The organism is Amycolatopsis vancoresmycina, from assembly GCF_000716785.1.
GTDB lineage: Bacteria > Actinomycetota > Actinomycetes > Mycobacteriales > Pseudonocardiaceae > Amycolatopsis > Amycolatopsis vancoresmycina.
In genome coordinates this window covers 533,945-552,594 of sequence record NZ_JNYY01000006.1, presented here as the reverse complement: position 1 = coordinate 552,594, position 18,650 = coordinate 533,945, and the positions used below count along the sequence as shown (strand labels likewise).

Annotated in this window: 17 protein-coding genes; 9 read left to right on the top strand and 8 right to left on the bottom strand. The window is 71.1% G+C overall.

Translation table 11 applies throughout. The features are described from left to right. Positions 1 to 2 precede the first annotated feature (2 nt). The gene (locus tag OO60_RS17645; protein WP_033261667.1) at positions 3 to 905 is read left to right on the top strand and encodes an SDR family oxidoreductase; all 903 of its coding nucleotides are present in this window, start codon (positions 3 to 5) and stop codon (positions 903 to 905) included. Here the strand turns inward: OO60_RS17645 and OO60_RS17640 are convergent. After that, complete coding sequence (locus OO60_RS17640; RefSeq protein ID WP_033261666.1) at positions 896 to 1,873, bottom strand: helix-turn-helix transcriptional regulator; 978 nt, start codon at positions 1,871 to 1,873, stop codon at positions 896 to 898. The genes OO60_RS17645 and OO60_RS17640 overlap by 10 nt on opposite strands. After that, a complete protein-coding gene (gene leuA, locus OO60_RS17635) occupies positions 1,870 to 3,630 on the bottom strand; it encodes a 2-isopropylmalate synthase (RefSeq protein WP_004562657.1) in 1,761 nt (586 codons plus the stop codon). Before leuA ends, OO60_RS17640 begins: the two co-directional genes overlap by 4 nt. Before the next feature lie 228 nt (positions 3,631 to 3,858). Between leuA and OO60_RS17630 the strand changes: the two genes are divergently transcribed. Beyond that, the gene (locus tag OO60_RS17630; protein WP_004562656.1) at positions 3,859 to 4,227 is read left to right on the top strand and encodes a hypothetical protein; all 369 of its coding nucleotides are present in this window, start codon (positions 3,859 to 3,861) and stop codon (positions 4,225 to 4,227) included. A 7-nt stretch (positions 4,228 to 4,234) separates the two neighbouring features. Here OO60_RS17630 and OO60_RS17625 read toward each other — a convergent pair whose 3' ends face one another. Together OO60_RS17625 and OO60_RS17620 are read right to left on the bottom strand one after the other, a co-directional pair. Beyond that, a complete protein-coding gene (locus tag OO60_RS17625) occupies positions 4,235 to 5,410 on the bottom strand; it encodes a Fic family protein (protein ID WP_004562655.1) in 1,176 nt (391 codons plus the stop codon). Between the two features lie 110 nt (positions 5,411 to 5,520). Next, positions 5,521 to 6,117 (bottom strand): nitroreductase family protein, encoded by a 597-nt coding sequence (locus OO60_RS17620; RefSeq protein WP_205624292.1) that lies wholly within the window; start codon positions 6,115 to 6,117, stop codon positions 5,521 to 5,523. A 228-nt stretch (positions 6,118 to 6,345) separates the two neighbouring features. Between OO60_RS17620 and OO60_RS17615 the strand changes: the two genes are divergently transcribed. Next, complete coding sequence (locus OO60_RS17615; RefSeq protein WP_033261665.1) at positions 6,346 to 7,611, top strand: aspartate kinase; 1,266 nt, start codon at positions 6,346 to 6,348, stop codon at positions 7,609 to 7,611. After that, positions 7,611 to 8,651 carry an aspartate-semialdehyde dehydrogenase gene (locus OO60_RS17610; protein WP_004562653.1) on the top strand — a complete coding sequence of 347 codons (1,041 nt, stop codon included), beginning with the start codon at positions 7,611 to 7,613 and terminating at the stop codon, positions 8,649 to 8,651. Before OO60_RS17615 ends, OO60_RS17610 begins: the two co-directional genes overlap by 1 nt. A 51-nt stretch (positions 8,652 to 8,702) precedes the next feature. Here the strand turns inward: OO60_RS17610 and OO60_RS17605 are convergent, their stop codons facing one another. Both OO60_RS17605 and OO60_RS17600 read right to left on the bottom strand, forming a co-directional pair. Continuing rightward, the gene (locus tag OO60_RS17605; RefSeq protein ID WP_004562652.1) at positions 8,703 to 9,800 is read right to left on the bottom strand and encodes a hypothetical protein; all 1,098 of its coding nucleotides are present in this window, start codon (positions 9,798 to 9,800) and stop codon (positions 8,703 to 8,705) included. Between the two features lie 9 nt (positions 9,801 to 9,809). Next, the gene (locus tag OO60_RS17600) at positions 9,810 to 11,294 is read right to left on the bottom strand and encodes a M48 family metalloprotease (RefSeq protein WP_033261664.1); all 1,485 of its coding nucleotides are present in this window, start codon (positions 11,292 to 11,294) and stop codon (positions 9,810 to 9,812) included. Positions 11,295 to 11,457: 163 nt separating this feature from the next. Here OO60_RS17600 and OO60_RS17595 point away from each other — a divergent pair, with 163 nt between their 5' ends. Together OO60_RS17595 and OO60_RS17590 are read left to right on the top strand one after the other, a co-directional pair. Continuing rightward, positions 11,458 to 12,636 (top strand): RtcB family protein, encoded by a 1,179-nt coding sequence (locus OO60_RS17595; RefSeq protein WP_003099711.1) that lies wholly within the window; start codon positions 11,458 to 11,460, stop codon positions 12,634 to 12,636. Positions 12,637 to 12,652: 16 nt separating this feature from the next. Then, the gene (locus OO60_RS17590; RefSeq protein ID WP_033261663.1) at positions 12,653 to 13,033 is read left to right on the top strand and encodes a hypothetical protein; all 381 of its coding nucleotides are present in this window, start codon (positions 12,653 to 12,655) and stop codon (positions 13,031 to 13,033) included. A gap of 79 nt (positions 13,034 to 13,112) precedes the next feature. Here OO60_RS17590 and OO60_RS17585 read toward each other — a convergent pair whose 3' ends face one another. Further along, positions 13,113 to 14,252, bottom strand: a complete 1,140-nt coding sequence (locus OO60_RS17585) for an MFS transporter (protein ID WP_033261662.1) — start codon at positions 14,250 to 14,252, stop codon at positions 13,113 to 13,115. Between the two features lie 182 nt (positions 14,253 to 14,434). Between OO60_RS17585 and OO60_RS17580 the strand changes: the two genes are divergently transcribed. From OO60_RS17580 to OO60_RS17570, 3 genes are all read left to right on the top strand, one after another. After that, positions 14,435 to 15,961: a DHA2 family efflux MFS transporter permease subunit gene (locus tag OO60_RS17580; protein WP_244885528.1), complete on the top strand. Its 1,527-nt coding sequence runs from the start codon at positions 14,435 to 14,437 to the stop codon at positions 15,959 to 15,961. Beyond that, on the top strand, positions 15,942 to 16,541 hold the full coding sequence (locus OO60_RS17575; RefSeq protein ID WP_003072533.1) for an acyl-CoA-like ligand-binding transcription factor: 600 nt from the start codon (positions 15,942 to 15,944) through the stop codon (positions 16,539 to 16,541). Before OO60_RS17580 ends, OO60_RS17575 begins: the two co-directional genes overlap by 20 nt. A gap of 396 nt (positions 16,542 to 16,937) precedes the next feature. Further along, positions 16,938 to 17,468, top strand: coding sequence for a hypothetical protein (locus tag OO60_RS17570; RefSeq protein ID WP_003072530.1), 531 nt, complete (start codon positions 16,938 to 16,940; stop codon positions 17,466 to 17,468). 67 nt (positions 17,469 to 17,535) lie between these two features. Here OO60_RS17570 and OO60_RS17565 read toward each other — a convergent pair whose 3' ends face one another. Beyond that, on the bottom strand, positions 17,536 to 18,588 hold the full coding sequence (locus tag OO60_RS17565) for an alpha/beta hydrolase (RefSeq protein ID WP_003072529.1): 1,053 nt from the start codon (positions 18,586 to 18,588) through the stop codon (positions 17,536 to 17,538). Between the last annotated feature and the right edge of the window lie 62 nt (positions 18,589 to 18,650).

Here is an 18,650-nt window from a genome sequence, read left to right as displayed (position 1 = left end):
ACATGAACACACTTTCCGGAAAAACCGCACTGGTGGCGGGCGGCACCCGAGGCGCGAGCCGGGCGATCGCCGTCGAGCTGGGCCGGGCGGGTGCCTTCGTGTACGTGACCGGCCGGACGACCCGCGCCGGACGGTCCGAAGTGGACCGTCCGGAGACGATCGAGGAGACGGCCGAGCTGGTCGAGCGGGCGGGCGGCCGGGCGGCGGCGATCCGCGTCGACCACCTGGTGCCGGCCGAGGTCGAGGCGCTGGCCAAGCAGGTCGGCCCGCTCGACATCCTGGTCGACGGCCTCTGGGGCGGTGACAAGCACCTGGGCTGGGGCAAGCCGGTGTGGGAGCACGACCTGGACGCGGGCCTGCGGATGATCCGCCTCGGCATCGACGCGCACCTGATCACCAGCCACTTCCTGCTCCCGCTGCTGATCGACCGCCCGGGTGGCCTGGTCGTCGAGCTGACCGACGGCACAGCCGAGTACAACGCGAAGTACCGCGAAGGCACGTCGCTGCCCTTCTACCTGGCGAAGGCGTCGGCGCACCTGCTGGCGATCGGCGAGGCGGCGGAGCTGGCCGCGCATTCGTGCACGGCCGTGGCGTTCACCCCGGGCTACCTGCGGTCGGAGATGATGCTGGAGATCTACGGCGTGACCGAGGAGAACTGGCGCGACGCCTGCGAGCGCGTGCCGCACTTCGAAATCTCGGAGACGCCGACGTTCTGCGGCCGGACGGTGGCCGCGCTGGCCGCCGACCCCGACCGGCACCGGTGGTCCGGCCGGACCGTGAGCAGCGGGCAGCTGGCGAAGGAGTACGGCGTGGACGACGTCGACGGGAGCAGGCCGGACGCCTGGCGGTACATCACGGAGGTGGCGGACGCGGGCAAGCCGGCGGACACCACCGGCTACCGCTGAGCGTTGCGGGCGGCGAGTTCCGCGCCGATCGCGGCCAGTTCCGCCCGCAGCCCGGCCGGCTCCAGCACCTCCACCCCCGGGCTCAGCGCGACCAGCTGGCCGAGGCCGATCTCGTCGCCTTCCAGGGCGAGTTCGGCCTCGGCCCAGCCGTCGGCATCCGGCGGCCCGAGCGACACGACGGTGTCCGCGAGGTGCTCCCCGCCGAACACCCGCCGCAGCTCCCGCACGGCGATCCGGTGCAGCCTTGCGCGCACCCGCACCGGCCGCGCCACCTGCTCGAACGCCGCGGACGACGAGTGCCACCACTCGGCGAGGCCGAACGACGACGGCCGCTCGAACGCGGTGTCGAGCTGGGCCACCGAGAGGATCCGCGAGACGCGGTAGGTCCGCAGCGCGTCGTCCGGCACCACCCGGGCCACCAGGTACCAGACGCCCGCTTTCAGCACGAGCCCCAGCGGCTCCAGCTCCCGCGACGCCACCTTGTCCCGGCGCCGGTACGTCACCGAGACCCGCCGCTGCGACCACACCGCCTGCGCCACCGCCGCCAGCGACGGCGGTTCGTCGGGCGAGCCGAACCAGCCCGGGGCGTCCAGGTGGAACCGCCCGGCCACCAGAGCGGCGTGTTCCCGCAGCTCGGCGGGCATCCCGGCGGACACCTTCGCCCGCGCCGCGCTGCCCGCGGTGTCGAGGCCGAGCCCGGCGAGCGCGGACGGCACCCCGAGCGCGAACAGCGCGACGGCCTCCCGCGCGGTGAGGCCGTCGAGCCCGGCGCGCCAGCCGTCGACCAGGCGGAAGCCGCCGTGGCGGCCCTGCTCCGTCCACAGGGGAACGCCCGCGTCGCGCAGCGCCGCCAGGTCGCGGTGCATCGTGCGTTCGGAGACGCCGAGCTCGGTCGCGAGCTCAGCGGCGGTCGCGCTGCGGCGCCGTTGCAGCGCGAACAACAGCGCGACCAACCGCTCCGCTTTCACCGGTTGGCGCGGTTCACCGCCGAGACGACCGCGCGCAGCGACGCCGTGACGATCGACGGGTCGATGCCGATGCCCCAGAACACCCGGTCCGAGATCGCGCACTCGATGTAGGACGCCGCGCGCGAGTCGTCGCCCGGGGAGAGCGTGTGCTCGCTGTAGTCCAGCAGGCGCAGGTCGAAGCCCACCGTCGACAGCGCGTCGAAGAACGCCGCGATCGGGCCGTTGCCGCGGCCGGTGACCTCGTGCTCGTCACCCTCCACGCGGACCGTCGCGGTGATGTCGTACTCGCCGTCGCCGTTGTCGCGGACGTGCTGGCGGACCAGCTCCAGCGGCGTCTTCAGCTCCAGGTACTCGGCCGCGAAGGCGTTGTACATCGTGGTCGGGTCGACCTCGCCGCCCTCGGAGTCGGTGTAGCGCTGGATGACCTTCGAGAACTCGATCTGCAGCCGCCGCGGCAGGTCGAGCTGGTGCTCGGCCTTCATGATGTAGGCGACGCCGCCCTTGCCGGACTGCGAGTTGACCCGGATCACGGCCTCGTACGTGCGGCCGACGTCCTTCGGGTCGATCGGCAGGTACGGGACCTCCCACGGGTGCTCGTCGACGGGGACGCCGGCCTTGTCGGCGGCGTCCTTCAGCGCGTCGAGGCCCTTGTTGATCGCGTCCTGGTGGCTGCCGGAGAACGCGGTGAACACCAGGTCGCCGCCCCACGGCGAGCGCTCGGGTACCGGCAGCTGGTTGCAGTACTCGACGGTCCGCTTGATCTCGTCCATGTCGGAGAAGTCGATCTGCGGGTCGATGCCCTGGCTGTAGAGGTTCATGCCCAGCGCGACCAGGTCGACGTTGCCGGTGCGCTCGCCGTTGCCGAACAGGCAGCCTTCGATCCGGTCGGCGCCGGCCTGGAAGCCCAGCTCGGCGGCGGCGATGCCGGTGCCGCGGTCGTTGTGCGGGTGCAGCGACAGGATCACCGAGTCGCGGCGGGCCAGGTTCCGGCTCATCCACTCGATCGAGTCGGCGTAGACGTTCGGCGTCGCCATCTCGACGGTCGCCGGCAGGTTCAGGATGACCGGCTTCTCCGGCGTTGGCTGCCAGATTTCGGTGACGGCGTTGCAGACCTCGAGCGCGTAGGACAGCTCGGTGCCGGTGTAGGACTCCGGCGAGTACTGGAACCGGAAGTCGGTGTCGGGGTGCTTCGCCGCCAGGTCGACGACCATTTCGGCGCCCTGCGTCGCGATCTTCTTGATGCCTTCGCGCTCCTCGCGGAAGACGACGCGGCGCTGCAGGATCGACGTCGAGTTGTAGATGTGGACGATCGCGCGCGGCGCGCCGTCCAGGGCCTCGAAGGTCCGCTCGATCAGCTCCGGGCGGCACTGCGTCAGCACCTGGATGCTGACGTCGTCGGGGATGGCGCCTTCGTCGATGATCTCGCGGACGAAGTCGAAGTCGGTCTGCGACGCGGCCGGGAAGCCGACCTCGATCTCCTTGTAGCCCATGCGGACCAGCAGGTCGAAGAACTTGCGCTTGCGCGCGGGCGACATCGGGTCGATCAGGGCCTGGTTGCCGTCACGCAGGTCGACGGCGCACCACAGCGGCGCGCGCTCGATGCGCTTCTCGGGCCAGGTGCGGTCGGGCAGGTCGATGTTCTCGACCAGGTCGTACCAGGGGCGGTAGCGGTGCACCGGCATGGACGTGCCGCGCTGGGTGTTCCAGGCGGGCTGGCCGGCGGGCGCGGGACGGGAGGGCTTGCGGATCTTGCTCATGGGATTTGGGGTGTCTCCAGCTAGACGGGTGCGACCGGCACCACGAAGCCCCGCGACGGGGAGCCGGTCCGGTCAGGCCCCGTCGCGGCAGCGAAGCAGGAGAGCACGCGCCACGGGCCCACCATAACCAGGGAACGCGCGCGGAGGGAAGCCGGGCCGCGATGGATTCGTTACCCGGATGGTTACTTGTGGGTAGCATTCGGCTGGTTGCCGTGCGAAACTGCGGGCATGGGTGAGCACGCAGAGTCGTCGTCGGAGGAGACGCGCGTCTCCCGGCGCGCGGCCGTCGACTGGCGCCAGACCGGGGGCCGCGTGGCCTCGCTGGTGGCGTCGATCGTCCGCTGGGTGGGTCTGGTCTTCGCCGCGTTCCTGGTGATCCACGTGATCTTCACGGTCGGCTCGGCCAACCCGGACAACGGCATCGTCTCGTTCGTGAAGTCCTGGGCGGACAGCCTGGCGCTGGGCTTCAGCGACCTGTTCACGCCGAGTGACGGGAAGCTGCGCGTCCTGGTGAACTACGGCATCGCGGCGATCTTCTGGCTTGTGGTGTCGGGGATCCTGGCGAAGGTCATCCGCCGCGTGGGCGGGACGTCATAGCGCCGACTCAGCTTACGGCGAGTTCGTCGTACACCCGATCGCAGATGTACCGGCGTCCGTAACTTCCTCCGGTGATCTCGCGGAGGAACCCGGCGTCCGCCAGCTTCTTGATCGCGCCTGCTGCGGTCGGGTATGACACGCCCAGGTCCGCCTGCACCTTGGGAATGGTCATCATCGGGTAGCCGATGATCTTCACGGCCAGTTCGTGAACGGTGCCACGGGCGCCCATGCTCTTCATCGTCTCGATGACTTCTTGGGAGAACGCCATCAGGCTTCGGATCGTTTCCGAAGCGGCCATCGCCCGTGCTCTCACCGCTTCGGCGAAAAACCGTACCCACGGGTCGAATTCGCCCGTTCTGCTCACGGTGAGCAGGTGGTCGATGTAGTCTTCGCGGCGGGGCTCCAGCCAGGGAGACAGGTTGAGCACCGGGTGCTTGAGCACGTGCTCTTCGATGAGCTGCAAGGTGATGATCAGGCGGCCGATCCGGCCGTTCCCGTCGCTGAACGGATGCAGTGTTTCGAACTGGTAGTGGCCGAGGGCCACTTTGACGAGCACCGGCATATCCTGATCGGCGTTGATCCATTTTTCCCAGTCGCTCACGCCCTCGCGGAGCAGATCTCCGTTGGGTGGCGGGACGAACCTGGACTGTTCGATTCCCCTACCGCGATCTCCGATGCAGACGAGTCTTTCACGGAGCCTGCCTGCGTCGTATGCGTCGCCGCGTGTTCCGCTCACCAGGATCTGCTGGAGTCCGGACACCACCTGCAGGCAGATCGGCAGCTTCTTGATGAGGTCGAGACCGGCGAAAGCTGCCTGAACGTAGTTGCGCACCTCCTGCACTTCCGCCGTCGGCTGGTGGCCGCCGACGTACTGGGCCTCCAGCACGTCGGCGTAGGGCGCGTACGTCCCTTCGAGCGCCGAGGTGCTGACGGCCTCCTGGGTCAACGACGGTCGCACCAGCAGGTCGGGGTTGGGGAGCCGGTCGGTGAGGGCGTCCAGTGAGCCAAGCGCGCGGTCGGCTTCGCTGATGATCTTGTACGTGCCGGAGGTGAGTTCGACTACGCTCGGGAGCGGAGCGGGTACGAAAGAGAAGTGGTTGTAGGGCTGCTTGGTGCGGCCGTCGGTGCCGCTGATCGGCACCAGGCGGCCGACTGGTGACTGGTTGAACGCTTCGACCTGCACTTTTAAAGGTTACCGCAAGAAGCGTTAGCTCTCCCCTCGGGTTCTAAGGGTTCTTGCAGTCCCCCGTCTCGAATGCAAGGCATTGGGTCGATCCTTTGAAACCCCGGCCGCTACCTCCCCAAGGCGGGCTTGCCCCACTCGTCGGTGAACGCGAACTCCGCCAGCGGCAGTCGCACCCGCTCCGCCTTCTCGCGCTCGATCCGCCAGTCCTCCTCCAGCACCTCCGCCGGCGCCGGCGACCCCACCGCGATCGCCACCTTCGGCACCGCGTCGGACGGCAGCGCGAACGCCTCGCGCACCGCGTCCGGCGAGAAGCCCGCCATCTGGTGGGCGATCAACCCCAGCTCCACCGCCTGCAGCACCAGGTTCTCCGACGCCAGCCCGAGCCCGTACTCGGCGTACGGCACCGCACCCTTCTCGTTCGTCGTCACCATCACGCCGATCAGCAGCAGGCTCGCCCGGTGCGCCCAGGCCTGGTTGCCCGAATTGAGCGTCGAAAGGATCGCGTCGAACGCCGGGGTGCCGCGGACGCCCACCAGGTAGCGGGCCGGCTGGGTGTTGCCGAACGACGGCGCCCAGCGGGCCGCCTCCAGCAGCGCCCGCACCTGCTCCGGGGTGACCGACGCGGCTGCGTCGTACGCTCGGGGGCTCCACCGTTCCGCCATCAGGGTTGCGATCGGGACGCTCGTCACTGCTGGTTTCCGCACGTCGACGAGGATAGCCACGAGTGCTGTGCATCACTCGGGCGGAAGGGCTCCGCGCATTTCGTTGGTGTTGCGGAAGATTTACTACGAAGTCACCCCCGGAGCGGGTGCGCCCCACGTCAAGAGGGTGGCGGGCCGCCCTGGCCCCGGTAGGCTCCAGTTCAAATCATGGGACGCGGGGGCTCTCCGGTGCCCACCAGGGAGCCGCCCGGCCCGCGAGGAGGTTCGGGCGTGGCCCTCGTGGTCCAGAAGTACGGCGGATCGTCGCTGGAAAGTGCCGACCGGATCAAGCGCGTGGCGGAGCGGATCGTCGCGACGAAGAAGGCGGGCAACGACGTCGTCGTCGTCTGCTCGGCGATGGGTGACACCACCGACGAGCTGCTCGACCTGGCGCAGCAGGTCAACCCGGCGCCGCCGGAGCGGGAGATGGACATGCTGCTCACCGCGGGTGAGCGGATCTCGAACTCGCTGGTCGCGATGGCCATCGCGGCGCTGGGCGCCGAGGCGTGGTCGTTCACCGGCTCGCAGGCGGGGGTCGTGACGACGTCCGTGCACGGCAACGCGCGGATCATCGACGTCACCCCGAGCCGGGTCACCGAGGCCCTCGACCAGGGGTACATCGCGCTCGTCGCCGGCTTCCAGGGCGTCGCGCAGGACACCAAGGACATCACCACGCTGGGCCGCGGCGGTTCGGACACCACCGCCGTCGCGCTCGCCGCCGCGCTGAACGCCGACGTCTGCGAGATCTACTCCGATGTGGACGGTGTGTACACGGCCGACCCGCGGGTGGTGCCGGACGCGCGCAAGCTCGACACCGTCACGTACGAGGAAATGCTCGAGCTCGCCGCGAGCGGGTCGAAGATCCTGCACCTGCGTTCGGTCGAGTACGCCCGCCGCTACGGCGTCCCGATCCGAGTCCGTTCTTCCTACAGTGACAAGCCGGGCACCACGGTGACCGGTTCTATCGAGGAGATCCCCGTGGAACAAGCCCTGATCACCGGTGTGGCGCACGACCGCTCCGAAGCCAAGATCACGGTGACCGGGGTACCGGACCACACCGGTGCCGCGGCCCGGATCTTCCGGGTGATCGCCGACGCCGAGATCGACATCGACATGGTGCTGCAGAACGTGTCCAGCACCGTCTCCGGCCGCACGGACATCACGTTCACGCTGTCGAAGGCCAACGGCGCCAAGGCCGTCAAGGAGCTGGAGAAGGTCAAGGCGGAGATCGGCTTCGAGTCGGTCCTCTACGACGACCACGTCGGCAAGGTGTCGCTGGTCGGCGCCGGGATGCGCTCGCACCCGGGTGTCACGGCGACGTTCTGCGAAGCGCTGGCCCAGGCCGGCGTCAACATCGAAATCATCAACACCTCGGAGATCCGCATCTCGGTGCTGATCCGGGACGCGCAGCTCGACGAGGCCGTGCGCGCGATCCACGAGGCGTTCGAACTCGGCGGCGACGAAGAAGCCGTCGTCTACGCGGGGAGTGGTCGCTGATGGCGGACGGGCTGCGGGTCGGGGTGGTCGGCGCGACCGGCCAGGTCGGCGCGGTGATGCGCAAGCTGCTGGCGGAACGGGAGTTCCCGATCGCCGAGCTCCGGTACTTCGCGTCGGCACGCTCGGCGGGGTCGAAGCTTCCCTGGCGTGACACCGAAATCACCATCGAAGACGCGTCCACAGCGGACCCGTCCGGGTTGGACATCGCGCTGTTCTCCGCGGGCGGCTCGACGTCGAAGGCGCAGGCGCCGCGGTTCGCCGCCGCGGGTGTCACGGTGATCGACAACTCCTCGGCGTTCCGGATGGACCCGGACGTGCCGCTGGTCGTCAGCGAGGTCAACCCCGAAGCCATCAAGGAGGCGCGGAAGGGGATCATCGCGAACCCCAACTGCACCACGATGGCCGCGATGCCGGTGCTGAAGCCGCTGCACGACGAAGCCGGGTTGGTCCGGCTGGTCGCGTCGACCTACCAGGCGGTGTCCGGCAGCGGGCTGGCCGGCGTCGACGAGCTGGCCGGCCAGGTGAAGGCGGCCGCCGAGCACGCGTCGCTGCTCACCCACGACGGCGCGGCGATCGAGTTCCCGAAGCCGGAGAAGTACGTCCGGCCGATCGCGTTCAACGTCCTCCCGATGGCTGGGTCCATTGTGGACGACGGCGAGTTCGAGACGGACGAGGAGAAGAAGTTCCGCAACGAGAGCCGCAAGATCCTGAGCATCCCGGGCCTCGGCGTCTCGTGCACCTGCGTGCGCGTGCCGGTGTTCTCGGGGCACTCGATCTCGGTGAACGCGGAGTTCGAGCGGCCGCTGGACGTCGGGCGCGCCACGGAGCTGCTGACGCACGCGCCGGGCGTCGAACTGTCGGAGGTCCCGACCCCGCTGCAGGCGGCGGGCAACGACCCGAGCTACGTCGGCCGCATCCGCGTCGACCAGGGCGTCGAGGGCGGCCGCGGGCTGGCGCTGTTCATCTCGAACGACAACCTGCGCAAGGGCGCGGCGCTCAACGCCGTGCAGATCGCCGAGCTGGTGGCCCAGCAGCTCTGACGACCACGCCAAAGGCCCCGCACCGCTTGTGGTGCGGGGCCTTCGCGCGTCTCACGGCCGGGTCGCGCCGTGGCAGGCGAGGTAGCGCGTCTTCACGAACTCGCGTTCCGGGCTGGCGCTGTAGGCCCAGAGGAGCGCGTCCGCGTGCGTGCCGAGCGCCTTGAACTGCTCGACGGCTTCGTCGCACCGCCCGTTCTCCACCAGGGCCTTGGCGGCGTACGCGCGGTCGCGGTGGCTCGCCGGGTGGTCCCGGCCCTCGCCGGCCAGCCAGGGCACGACGACGTCCAGCGCGCGCTGCGTCCGTTCGCTCTTCCACGCCTCGACGCCCTTGACCTCGGCTTCGTGCGCGGCCTGCACGGTCAGGCCCGCGAGCTTCGGTGCCTTCGCCGCGGCCTCGTCGGCGAACGCGAACATCTGCTCGTGCGAGCCGAACCACTTGGCGCACCAGTACTGCAGCGCCTGGTCGTGGGCGAACCGGTGGAGCGGGTCGCGCGCCACGAGTTCCGCCCAGACCGTGCGGAAGTCTTCGTTGTCGTACTGCCGTCCGCGGGCGACCATGAGCATGGTGCACCACGGCGTGGGGTCCTCCGGCACGGCTTCGGTCGCGGCGCGGGTCGCTGCTTCGGCGTCTTCGAGCACCCGGAAGAACCCCGCCCACTGCTCCTGCGAGACGTGTTCGGGGGTTTGCTTCGTGCGGATCTGCCAGGCCAGCGCGACCAAACCCTGTGCGTTGACGACGGCGGCGTCCGCGCTCCCGGACGCCAGCCACTCCTTCAGCGGAGCGTCGTCGTCCGCGGCGGCGTCACCGAGCTGCTGCACGGCGAAGGCCCGGCGGTCCCAGTCGGTGCCCAGGCCGGCCAGGAGCGTAGCGCCCGGCTGCCAGTCGCCGTCGCGGTAGGCCGCGACGGCTTCGGCGACGCGGGCGTCGGCGATGAACGGCGCCGCCGACACCTCCTTGCCCGCCGGCAACCCCCACCGGGTCACGTCCAGCAGTTCGGACTTCGGCTTTTCGTCCTGGGGCACGAACCGCGCGAGCTCGGCCGGGGAGAGCGTCTTCGCGTACTCCTCGACGGTCATCCCGCGGGCCCTGGCCGCCTTGACGAGGGCGACGGCGGCCTTGCGGCGCTTCGAATTGAACAACGACAGCACGGTTCCTCCTCAGGAACGGATGGGCAGCACGCCGGTGGCGGCCAGCAGGCGGCGCAGCGGCGCGGTGTCGTGGTCGGCCGCCGCCGCGGCGTCGAGGGCGGCGGTCAGCTCGCCGCCGTGCGGCTCGTCGACGACGAATTCGGGCGGCCCGGACCACGACAGCTTCCAGTGCGCCACCTCGGCTTCCGCGAGGTACGCCTGGACCACAATGGACAGTCGCTCCCGGACGGAGGGGGCGGCGAACTCCCGCTGGGCCCGCGGCCCGGCGGACGACGGCGGCTTGCGCTCCGGGTCGGCGAGCTCGGCGGCGCGGCCGGCGTCGATGCGGTCGAGGGCTTGCGCGATCGTCCCGTCCGGGCCCAGGATCCTGGCGGCTTCGCGTGTGACGGTGTGCCGGACACCCACGTCGACCAGCCGGTTCCAGTCCGTGCGCTGCTTGCGCTTCGCCTTGTCGGACAGGTCGGCGGCCAGCGCCGCCTCCAGCGTCGGGCCGGGGTCGCGGAGGATTTCGCTCGCCGGGTGGTCGCCGCCGGACCGGCCCGGGACCTCCGGCAGCGCTTCGAGCGCCGCGATCCGCTCCGGTGTCGGCGGGTGGGTGGCGTAGCGGGACTCCTCCTTGACCGGCGGGTTCCGCCGGACCTGGTCGAACCCCTCGGCGCGGGTTTCGTCGGCGAGCAGCGCCGCGAAGCCGCCGGCCAGCCGGTCGGGCAGGTAGCCGGCGTCCCAGCCGATCGAGAGGTAGCGGTCGGCGTAGAAGTCCCAGGCGACGTCGAGGACTTCGACCTCGCGCAGCACGCCGGTCATCGCCGCGGTGCCGGCCACCCGGGCCGCGGCGGCGTCGGCGGCGAGCTCCTGACGGCGGCAGACCGCGGCGGACACGGCGAAGTAGAGCTTCGCGTAGAGGACGAACAGCTTGCGGACCAGGCCTTCGAACCAGCCGTCGCCGCTCAGGCCGGCCAGGGCGCGCTCGATCGACCGGCGGCCGCGGTAGGTCAGCCCGGCCAGCCGGGTGTCGCGGTTGCTGTAGTGCCCGAGCTCGTGGCCGAGCAGGGCGCACAGCTGGTCGTGCCGCAGCCCGGCGAGCAGCTGCGCGCCGATGAACATCTCGCGCCGCCGCACCCGCAGGCCGAGCCAGCCGGTGCGTTCGAGCACCCCGGCGTTGACCTCGCTGACCAGCGTGATCGTGTCCGGCGGCCGGGTGCCGACCGCGACGGCCAGCTCCTCGACCAGGGCCCACAGCGCCGGCTCTGCCGCCCGCGTCACCGGCACGCCGGGCAGCGCGTCCCCGCGGGTCCGCTCGATCGCGAACAAGGCCCTGAGCAGGGCGTACGACACCGGCAGCGCGACGACGGCGAGCTTGATCGCCAGGATGCCGGAGTGGTGCCGGAAGAAGAAGTACTCGGTCACGGCCAGGCCACCGACGACCAGGAACACCAGGGCCGGGAACCCGGCCAGCAGGGCGACCGCGACGAGCGCGCGCCACGATGTCTTCACAATGGATCGATCCTCCCCGTGCCGTCCCTCCCCGGACGGTCGGCCCATTCTGCCCCGGAAGATCGCCGCGGCGGATTTCTTTTTGCTCACGAAGAAATGGCGTTGGTGTTCCGGTCGCGGCTGGGGGAACCTGTGCACCGCAAGCGAGTCAAGGGGAGGAACCATGTACACCGCTGTCGACGGCGCCCGCGTCCCGATCCGGATGTGGGCGGATCCCGCGTCGGTCGAAGACCAGGCCATGCGGCAGCTGCACAACGTCGCGAACCTGCCGTGGGTGCACGGCGTCGCCGTGATGCCCGACGTGCACTACGGCAAGGGCGCGACCGTGGGCAGCGTCATCGCGATGCGCGACGCCGTCTCGCCGGCCGCGGTCGGCGTGGACATCGGCTGCGGGATGAGCGCGGTCCGGACGTCGCTCACCGCCGCCGACCTGCCCGACGACCTCGGGAAGCTGCGCCGGCGCATCGAGAGCGCCGTGCCGGTCGGCTTCGGGCTGCACAAGACGCCGGTGAACCCGGCCAAGGTGCACGGCGTCGGCGGCTGGGACGCGTTCTGGAAGCAGTTCGCCGAGCTGCACACCGGCGTCCAGGAGCTGCACGACCGGGCCGCGCGGCAGATCGGCAGCCTCGGCGGCGGCAACCACTTCATCGAGGTCTGCCTCGACGACGGCGGCCGCGTCTGGCTGATGCTGCACTCGGGTTCCCGCAACATCGGCAAGGAGCTGGCCGAGCGGCACATGGCCGTCGCGCGCAAGCTCCCGCACAACGCCGACCTGCCCGACCCCGACCTCGCGGTGTTCGTCGCCGGGACGCCGGAGATGCAGGCGTACCGGCGCGACCTGTTCTGGGCGCAGGACTACGCGGCGCGCAACCGCGCCACGATGGTCGCGCTGGTGAAGCAGGCGGTCCGCGACGAGCTGCCGCAGGTGAGCTTCGACGACGCGATCTCCTGCCACCACAACTACGTCGCCGAGGAGACCTACGACGGCGTCGAGCTGCTCGTCACCCGGAAGGGCGCGATCCGCGCCGGATCGGGTGACCTCGGGATCATCCCGGGCAGCATGGGGACCGGTTCGTACATCGTCCGCGGGCTGGGCAACGACTCGTCGTTCCAGTCGGCTTCGCACGGCGCGGGCCGCCGGATGTCGCGCAACAAGGCGAAGAAGCTGTTCACCGCCGACGACCTCGCGGCCCAGACGGCCGGCGTCGAATGCCGCAAGGACTCCGGCGTGGTCGACGAGATCCCGGCGGCGTACAAGGACATCGAAACGGTGATCCGCGCGCAGACGGACCTGGTCGAGGTGGTGGCGCACCTCAAGCAGGTGGTCTGCGTCAAGGGCTGACGGTACCTTTGGCGCCATGACGAGGGGTGGAATGACGGCTGCGCTGCTGGCCTCGGCCGCACTGCTGCTGAGCGGGTGCGCGGAGGTCGGCAACGCGGTCGACCAGGGGAGCCGGACGGCGGACAAGGTGAGCGCGTGCACCGAGGCGCTCGGGCTCGCGGACCTGAACCCGCTGGTCGACCCGGCGAAGCTCAAGGAGCGAGCCGCCGACAAGGAGCGGCGGCTGCGCGAGCTGGCCGGGAACGTCCAGGACCAGGACGTCAAGAACGCGCTGCTCGGCATGGCGGGCTCGTACGTCGAGGTGCAGAAGGAACGCATCGAGGACGCCGGCGTGGTGGCCGGCTGGGTGCAGCGCAACATCAAGAAGCTCGACGCCCTCCGCGCCGCCTGCGCCTGATCGCCCTGCCGCAGCCGGTCGTGAGTGGTAAGGCGCGTTAGAACGCGCCTTACCACTCACGACCGGTGCGGTAGGGGCGCTAGCTGCGGCTTTCCGCCATTGCTGGTTCCGGGGTGGGCGCGGGGGAGCGGCGGAGGAGGAGGCCGGACGAGGCGATCAGCAGGCCGCCGAGGCCTGCCGCCGCGAAGCCCCACGCCGGGGTCGAGTGGTCGATCGCGAAGCCGACCACCGGGCTGCCCGCCGCCAGGCCGAGGCGGGTGAACGCGTCCTGCAGGCCCATCGCCTCGCCGCGGACCCGTGGTGGGGCGATCCGGCTGACCGTCTCGGTCGTCGCCGCCAGCGTCGGCGCGCAGAGCAGGTTCGTCGGGATCAGCGCCAGCATCAGCAGCCACCACGGGTGGTCCGCCAGGCCGACCGGGATCACCAGCAGCGCGAGCAGCAGCATCAGCACGCCCTGCGGCAGCGAGCGCTTCACTGCGCCGTGCACGACGCCGCCCAGGATCGACGCCGCGCACATCACCGCGATGACCAGGCCCGTCACGCCGAGGTCGCCGTGCGCGCGCAGGGCCGCCAGCGTCGCCAGCTCGGTGCCGACGAGCACGAACAGCGTGCCGCCCGCGATCAGCAGCGTCGCCACGAGCCTGCCGGTCAGCCAGCTCCGCAGCGGCGGCCGCGCGACCGGCGCCGCCCGCTCGGCGCCCCCCTCGCGGATCGGCGGGTCGACCAGCCAGATCAGGAACGCCGTGCCGCCGAACAGCAGGCCGAGCGCGGTGAGCGTCCACACCGGGGGGAAGGCCGTGATGGCCGCGATGCCCGCCGCCGGGCCGATCATGAAGGTCGCTTCGATCGAGATCGTGTCCAGCGAGTAGGCCGCGCGGCGCTCCTCGGGCGGCACGAGCGTGGCCAGGACCTGCCGGGCCAGTGAGCCCGCCGGCACCGAAAGCATCCCGGCCGGGAGCGCGACGACGGCGAGCGCCACGAACGGCAGGTGCGGCGCGGCGATCCAGAACACCGTCGTGCCGATCCCGCAGACCGCGACGACCGGGCGCAGCCCGTACCGGTCGAAGCAGCGGCCCAGCAGCGGCGCGCCGAGCGCCATCCCGAGCGTGACGCCGCCGCCGACCAGGCCGGCGGCCCCGTAGCCGCGGCCGAGCCCGGTGACGATGTACAGCGTCATGAGCACGCCGTTCATGGTCATCGGGAGCCGCGCCAGGAACATCAGGGCCATCGTCGAGGGGACGCGGGGAACGGAGAGCACCCGGCGATAGGGCTGCAGTGGCACGTCTTCGATGAGAACCCAGGGTGGTACGCGCGTGCAACATATTTCCGCGGCCGCGCCCTGGCGTTGGAGAATTATGAGAGTTACTCTCACTTGGTAGTCACTATCAATTGGGGGTCGCTATGACACAGCCCTATCCGCGCAGGTGGTGGGCGCTCGGCGCGCTCGCGGTGAGCCTGCTGACCATCGGGCTCGACCTGACCGTGCTCAACGTGGCCATGCCGACACTGGCCGTCGACCTCGGCGCCACGACCACGCAGCTGCAGTGGTTCGGCAACGCCTACACGCTCGCGCTGGCCGCGTTGCTGCTGCCGGCCGGCCTGTTCGGCGACCGCTTCGGCCCGAAGAAACTGCTGCTCGGCGCGCTCGTGGTGTTCGGGCTGGCCTCGCTGTGGTGCGCCTACGCCGGTTCGCCGGGCGAGCTGATCGCCGCCCGGGTCCTGCTCGGCGTCGGCGCCGCGTTCCTCATCCCGCTCTCGCTCTCGCTGCTGAACATCCTGTTCCCGCCGGAGGAGCGGGCGAAGGCGCTGACGACGTGGGTGATGGCGATGTTCGTGGGCATCCCGCTCGGGCCGCTGCTCGGCGGCTGGCTGCTCGACCACTTCGCGTGGGGCTCGGTGTTCCTCATCAACGTCCCGCTGACCGCGGTCGGCGTGGTCGCGGTGCTGTTCCTGCTGCCGCTCACGCGGGGTGCTGGGAGTGGCGGGATCGACTTCGCCGGCATCGCGCTCTCGACGGCCGGCCTGGTCGCGCTCACCTACGGCTTCGTCCACGCCGGCGAACACGGCTGGGCCGACCCGGTGACGTTCGGCCTGATCGCGCTCGGCGCCGCGCTCGTGGCGGTGTTCTGCTGGACGCAGCCGCGGGTCGCCGCGCCGCTCACCGACCTCGCGCTGTTCCGGGAGCCGCGGTTCGTCTGGGGTGCGGTGCTGGCCACGGTGGCGTCGTTCGCGCTGATGGGCCTGCTGTTCGTGCTGCCGCAGCTGTTCCAGGCGGTGCAGGGGGCCGACGCGCTGCAGACCGGCGTGCGGCTGCTGCCGCTGATCGGCGGGATGCTCGTCGCGGCGAAGCTCGCCGAGCGGCTGGCCGCCGTCACGGGCGTGCGCGTGGTCGTCGCGGCCGGGTTCGCGCTGCTCGCGGCGGGCCTGGCGTGGGGCTCGACGACGTCACCGGCGGACGGCTACGGCGCCACGGTGGGCTGGGAGGTCGTGATCGGGCTCGGCACCGGCTCGACCCTGCCGCCGCTGATGACGATGGCGATGGGCGCGCTCACCGAGGGCCGCTCGGGTGCCGGGTCGGCGCTGATCCAGGCGTTGCGGCAGGTCGGCGGCACGATCGGCGTCGCGGTGCTGGGCACGGTGCTGAACAGCGGTTACCGCGACGGCGTCGACGTCCGCGGCCTGCCCGCCCCGGTCGCCGACGCGGCGCGCGGCAGTGCCTCCGGCGCCGTCGCCGTGGCCGGGCAGCTCCACCTGCCCGCGCTGGCCGCCTCCGCGCGGGCCGCGTTCACCGCCGGCATGGCGGCGACGCTGTGGGTGTGCGCCGGCCTGGGTGCCGTGGGGGCGCTGCTCGCGCTGGTGTTCCTGCCCGGCCGGGCGGGCGCGGGGGCGCTGCCGCGAGAATCGGAGCATGACGTCGTCGCCGGGTGAGCCCACGGGGTTGCGGGAACGCAAGAAGGCCAGGACGCGCGCCGCGATCCAGCGGCACGCGTTGCGGCTGTTCCACGAGCAGGGCTACAGCGCCACGACGGTGGACCAGATCGCGGCCGCGGCGGAGATCTCGCCCAGCACCTTCTTCCGGTACTTCCCGACGAAGGAAGCCACGGTGCTCTACGACCCGTTCGACCCGGTGCTCATCGAGGCGGCGCTCGCCCAGCCGCCCGAGCTGAGCCCGATCGACGCGCTGCGGGCGACCATGGACTTCATCCGCGAGCAGATCCCCGCCGAGGAGTGGGAGGGCGAGCGGCAGCGGCAGCTGCTGGTGTTCCGCGAGCCGGAGCTGCGCAGCGCGGTGCTGGACAAGTTCGCCGAGGGCATCGACCTGCTGGCCGGGTACGCCGCCCAGCGCACCGGCCGGCCCGCGGACGACTTCGCGGCCCGCAACTGGGCCGGCGCGGTGGTCGGCGTGGTGATGGCCGCGTTCGTGGGCGCGGCGGCGGATCCCGAGGCCGACCCGCTGGTGGTCGTCGACCAGGCTGTCGCCCACCTGGAGGCGGGCCTCCCGCTGTGATCGAGCGCGAATTCCGGAACCGATTTCGCATTTCCCGCCCACCTCGGGGGAAATCGTGTGGGTGGCGGGGTGAGCGTGGGGGACGCCCCATCTGGAGCAGTCGCGACACGCGGTCCGACGGAGTGATCAGGCTAAACGATCACCGTTTACACTCGTGTGAGTGACCAAACCGTTCCATGGTGGACACACGCTACCAGGGGTGATGCTCGGAATCGGTCATGATGATCTTCAGGGGGACGGACAAGGTTTCGACGTTAATCAAATGCGGTCCAGTTCTCCTTCATCCGATCCGGCACGTAAGGGTGTTAAACATCCCGAACCGGTGATCGGGTGGCTTATCTCCGACACGGGGGGTATCGATTTATCCCGTCAGGTCTCCCGAGGCAGGAGGTAAGGATGAAAGGCAAGTTCGGGCGTTCCATCGCGCTGGTGGCCGCCGGCAGTCTGCTCGCGGTGGCGACGGCGGGCATCGCGTCGGCCGGCCCAGCCGGGGGCAAGGGTTCCTCCAGCACCCAGGCCCTCGCCGCGCAGGTGCTCCAGACGCGTGACGACCTCACCAAGGCGGCGTACGCGGCCAACGTCGGCGCCACGCGGGCGGATCTCGGTCAGCTGAGCCCGGTGCTCGCGGAAATCGCGGCCGGAAAGCGCTACACCGTCCAGACCGACACGCAGCAGCTGGCCGGCCTCGCCAAGGGCCGGGCCGACGAAACCGTCCGGCTGCTGAACGACCCCACGGCGAAGGCGCGCCAGCTGCCGCCGCTGCCGCTGCCGATCCCCTCGCTGCCCGACCTGCCGGGGCCGCTGAAGATCGTCAGCGACCTGGTCAAGGCGCTGCTGGCGGCGGTGACCGGCATCCTGGGCGGCCTGCTCGGCGGCCTGCCCGTGCCGCCACTGCCGCTGCCGCCGCTGCCGGTGCCCGGCTCGTAGCCACCGCAGGAAAACAGGGGGCCCGGAGCCCGGCCGCGGACATTCCTCCGCGCCGGGCTCCGCGGCTTCAGTGCACTTTGGACAGTCCCTGGCGCAGCGCGCCCGCCGTCTCCGCCAGTGCCTCGCGGAACCGCGTGCCGACGCCGGTGAAGTTGATGAACCCGTGGATCAGGTCGTCGTGACGCCGCAAAGCCACGTCGACCCCGGCTTCGCGCAGCTTCTCCGCGTACGCCTCGCCTTCGTCGCGCAACGGGTCGAAGCCCGCCGTGACGACCAGGGCCGGCGGCAGGCCGCTCAGGTCGTCCGCCCGCAGCGGCGAGAGCCGCGGATCGGTCAGGTCGGTGCCCTCGGGCACGTAGTGGCCTTCGAACCACTTCATGTGCACGTCGGTCAGGAACAGGTCCTCGGCGAACAGGTCCTGCGACCGGTAACGCTGCGCGAAGTCCGTCGCCGGGTAGATCAGCAGCTGGAAGGCCGGGGCCGGGCCGCCGCGGCGCACGGCCTGCTGGGCCGTCACGGCGGCGAGGTTGCCGCCCGCGCTGTCGCCGCCGACCGCGATGCGCGCCGGGTCCGCGCCCAGGTCGCCCGCCTTCGCCACCGCGTATTCGAACGCCGCCAGCGCGTCCTCCGTCGCCGCCGGGAACGGGAACTCCGGGGCCAGCCGGTACTCGATCGACAGCACCCGCACCCCGGCGTGCTTGGCCAGGAACCGGACGGCGTTGTCGTGGCTCGAACGCGTCCCGATCACCCAGCCGCCCCCGTGGAAGAACACCAGCAGCGGCGACTTCTCGGGCAGCCCGACCGGCGTGTAGAGCGTGGCCGGCAGGTCGCCGTCCGGGGTGGGCACGGCGATTTCCCGCACCGAGACCGGCTCGATCGGACGGCCGCTGACCAGGTGCCGTCCGGCGTCGAGCAGCGCGCGCGACTGCTCCACCGAGCCGCGCACCAGCTCGGCGCGGGCGATCTTCTGCAGCCGGAGCAGCAGCTGGGCGTCGAGGGCGAGGTCCTGGCCGTCGATGCGCACCGGGCGGCCGGCGACCGCCCGCCGCACCGGCGTCGGCAGCCAGAACGCGAGCTGTGACGCGGCCGCCTGGGCACGGACCGGGAGCGGGATCGCCATGGTTCCTCCATCAGCGTCGGGGCTGCAGGCGAGGTTACTTGTCAGTAGGTAGCAGGTCCAGC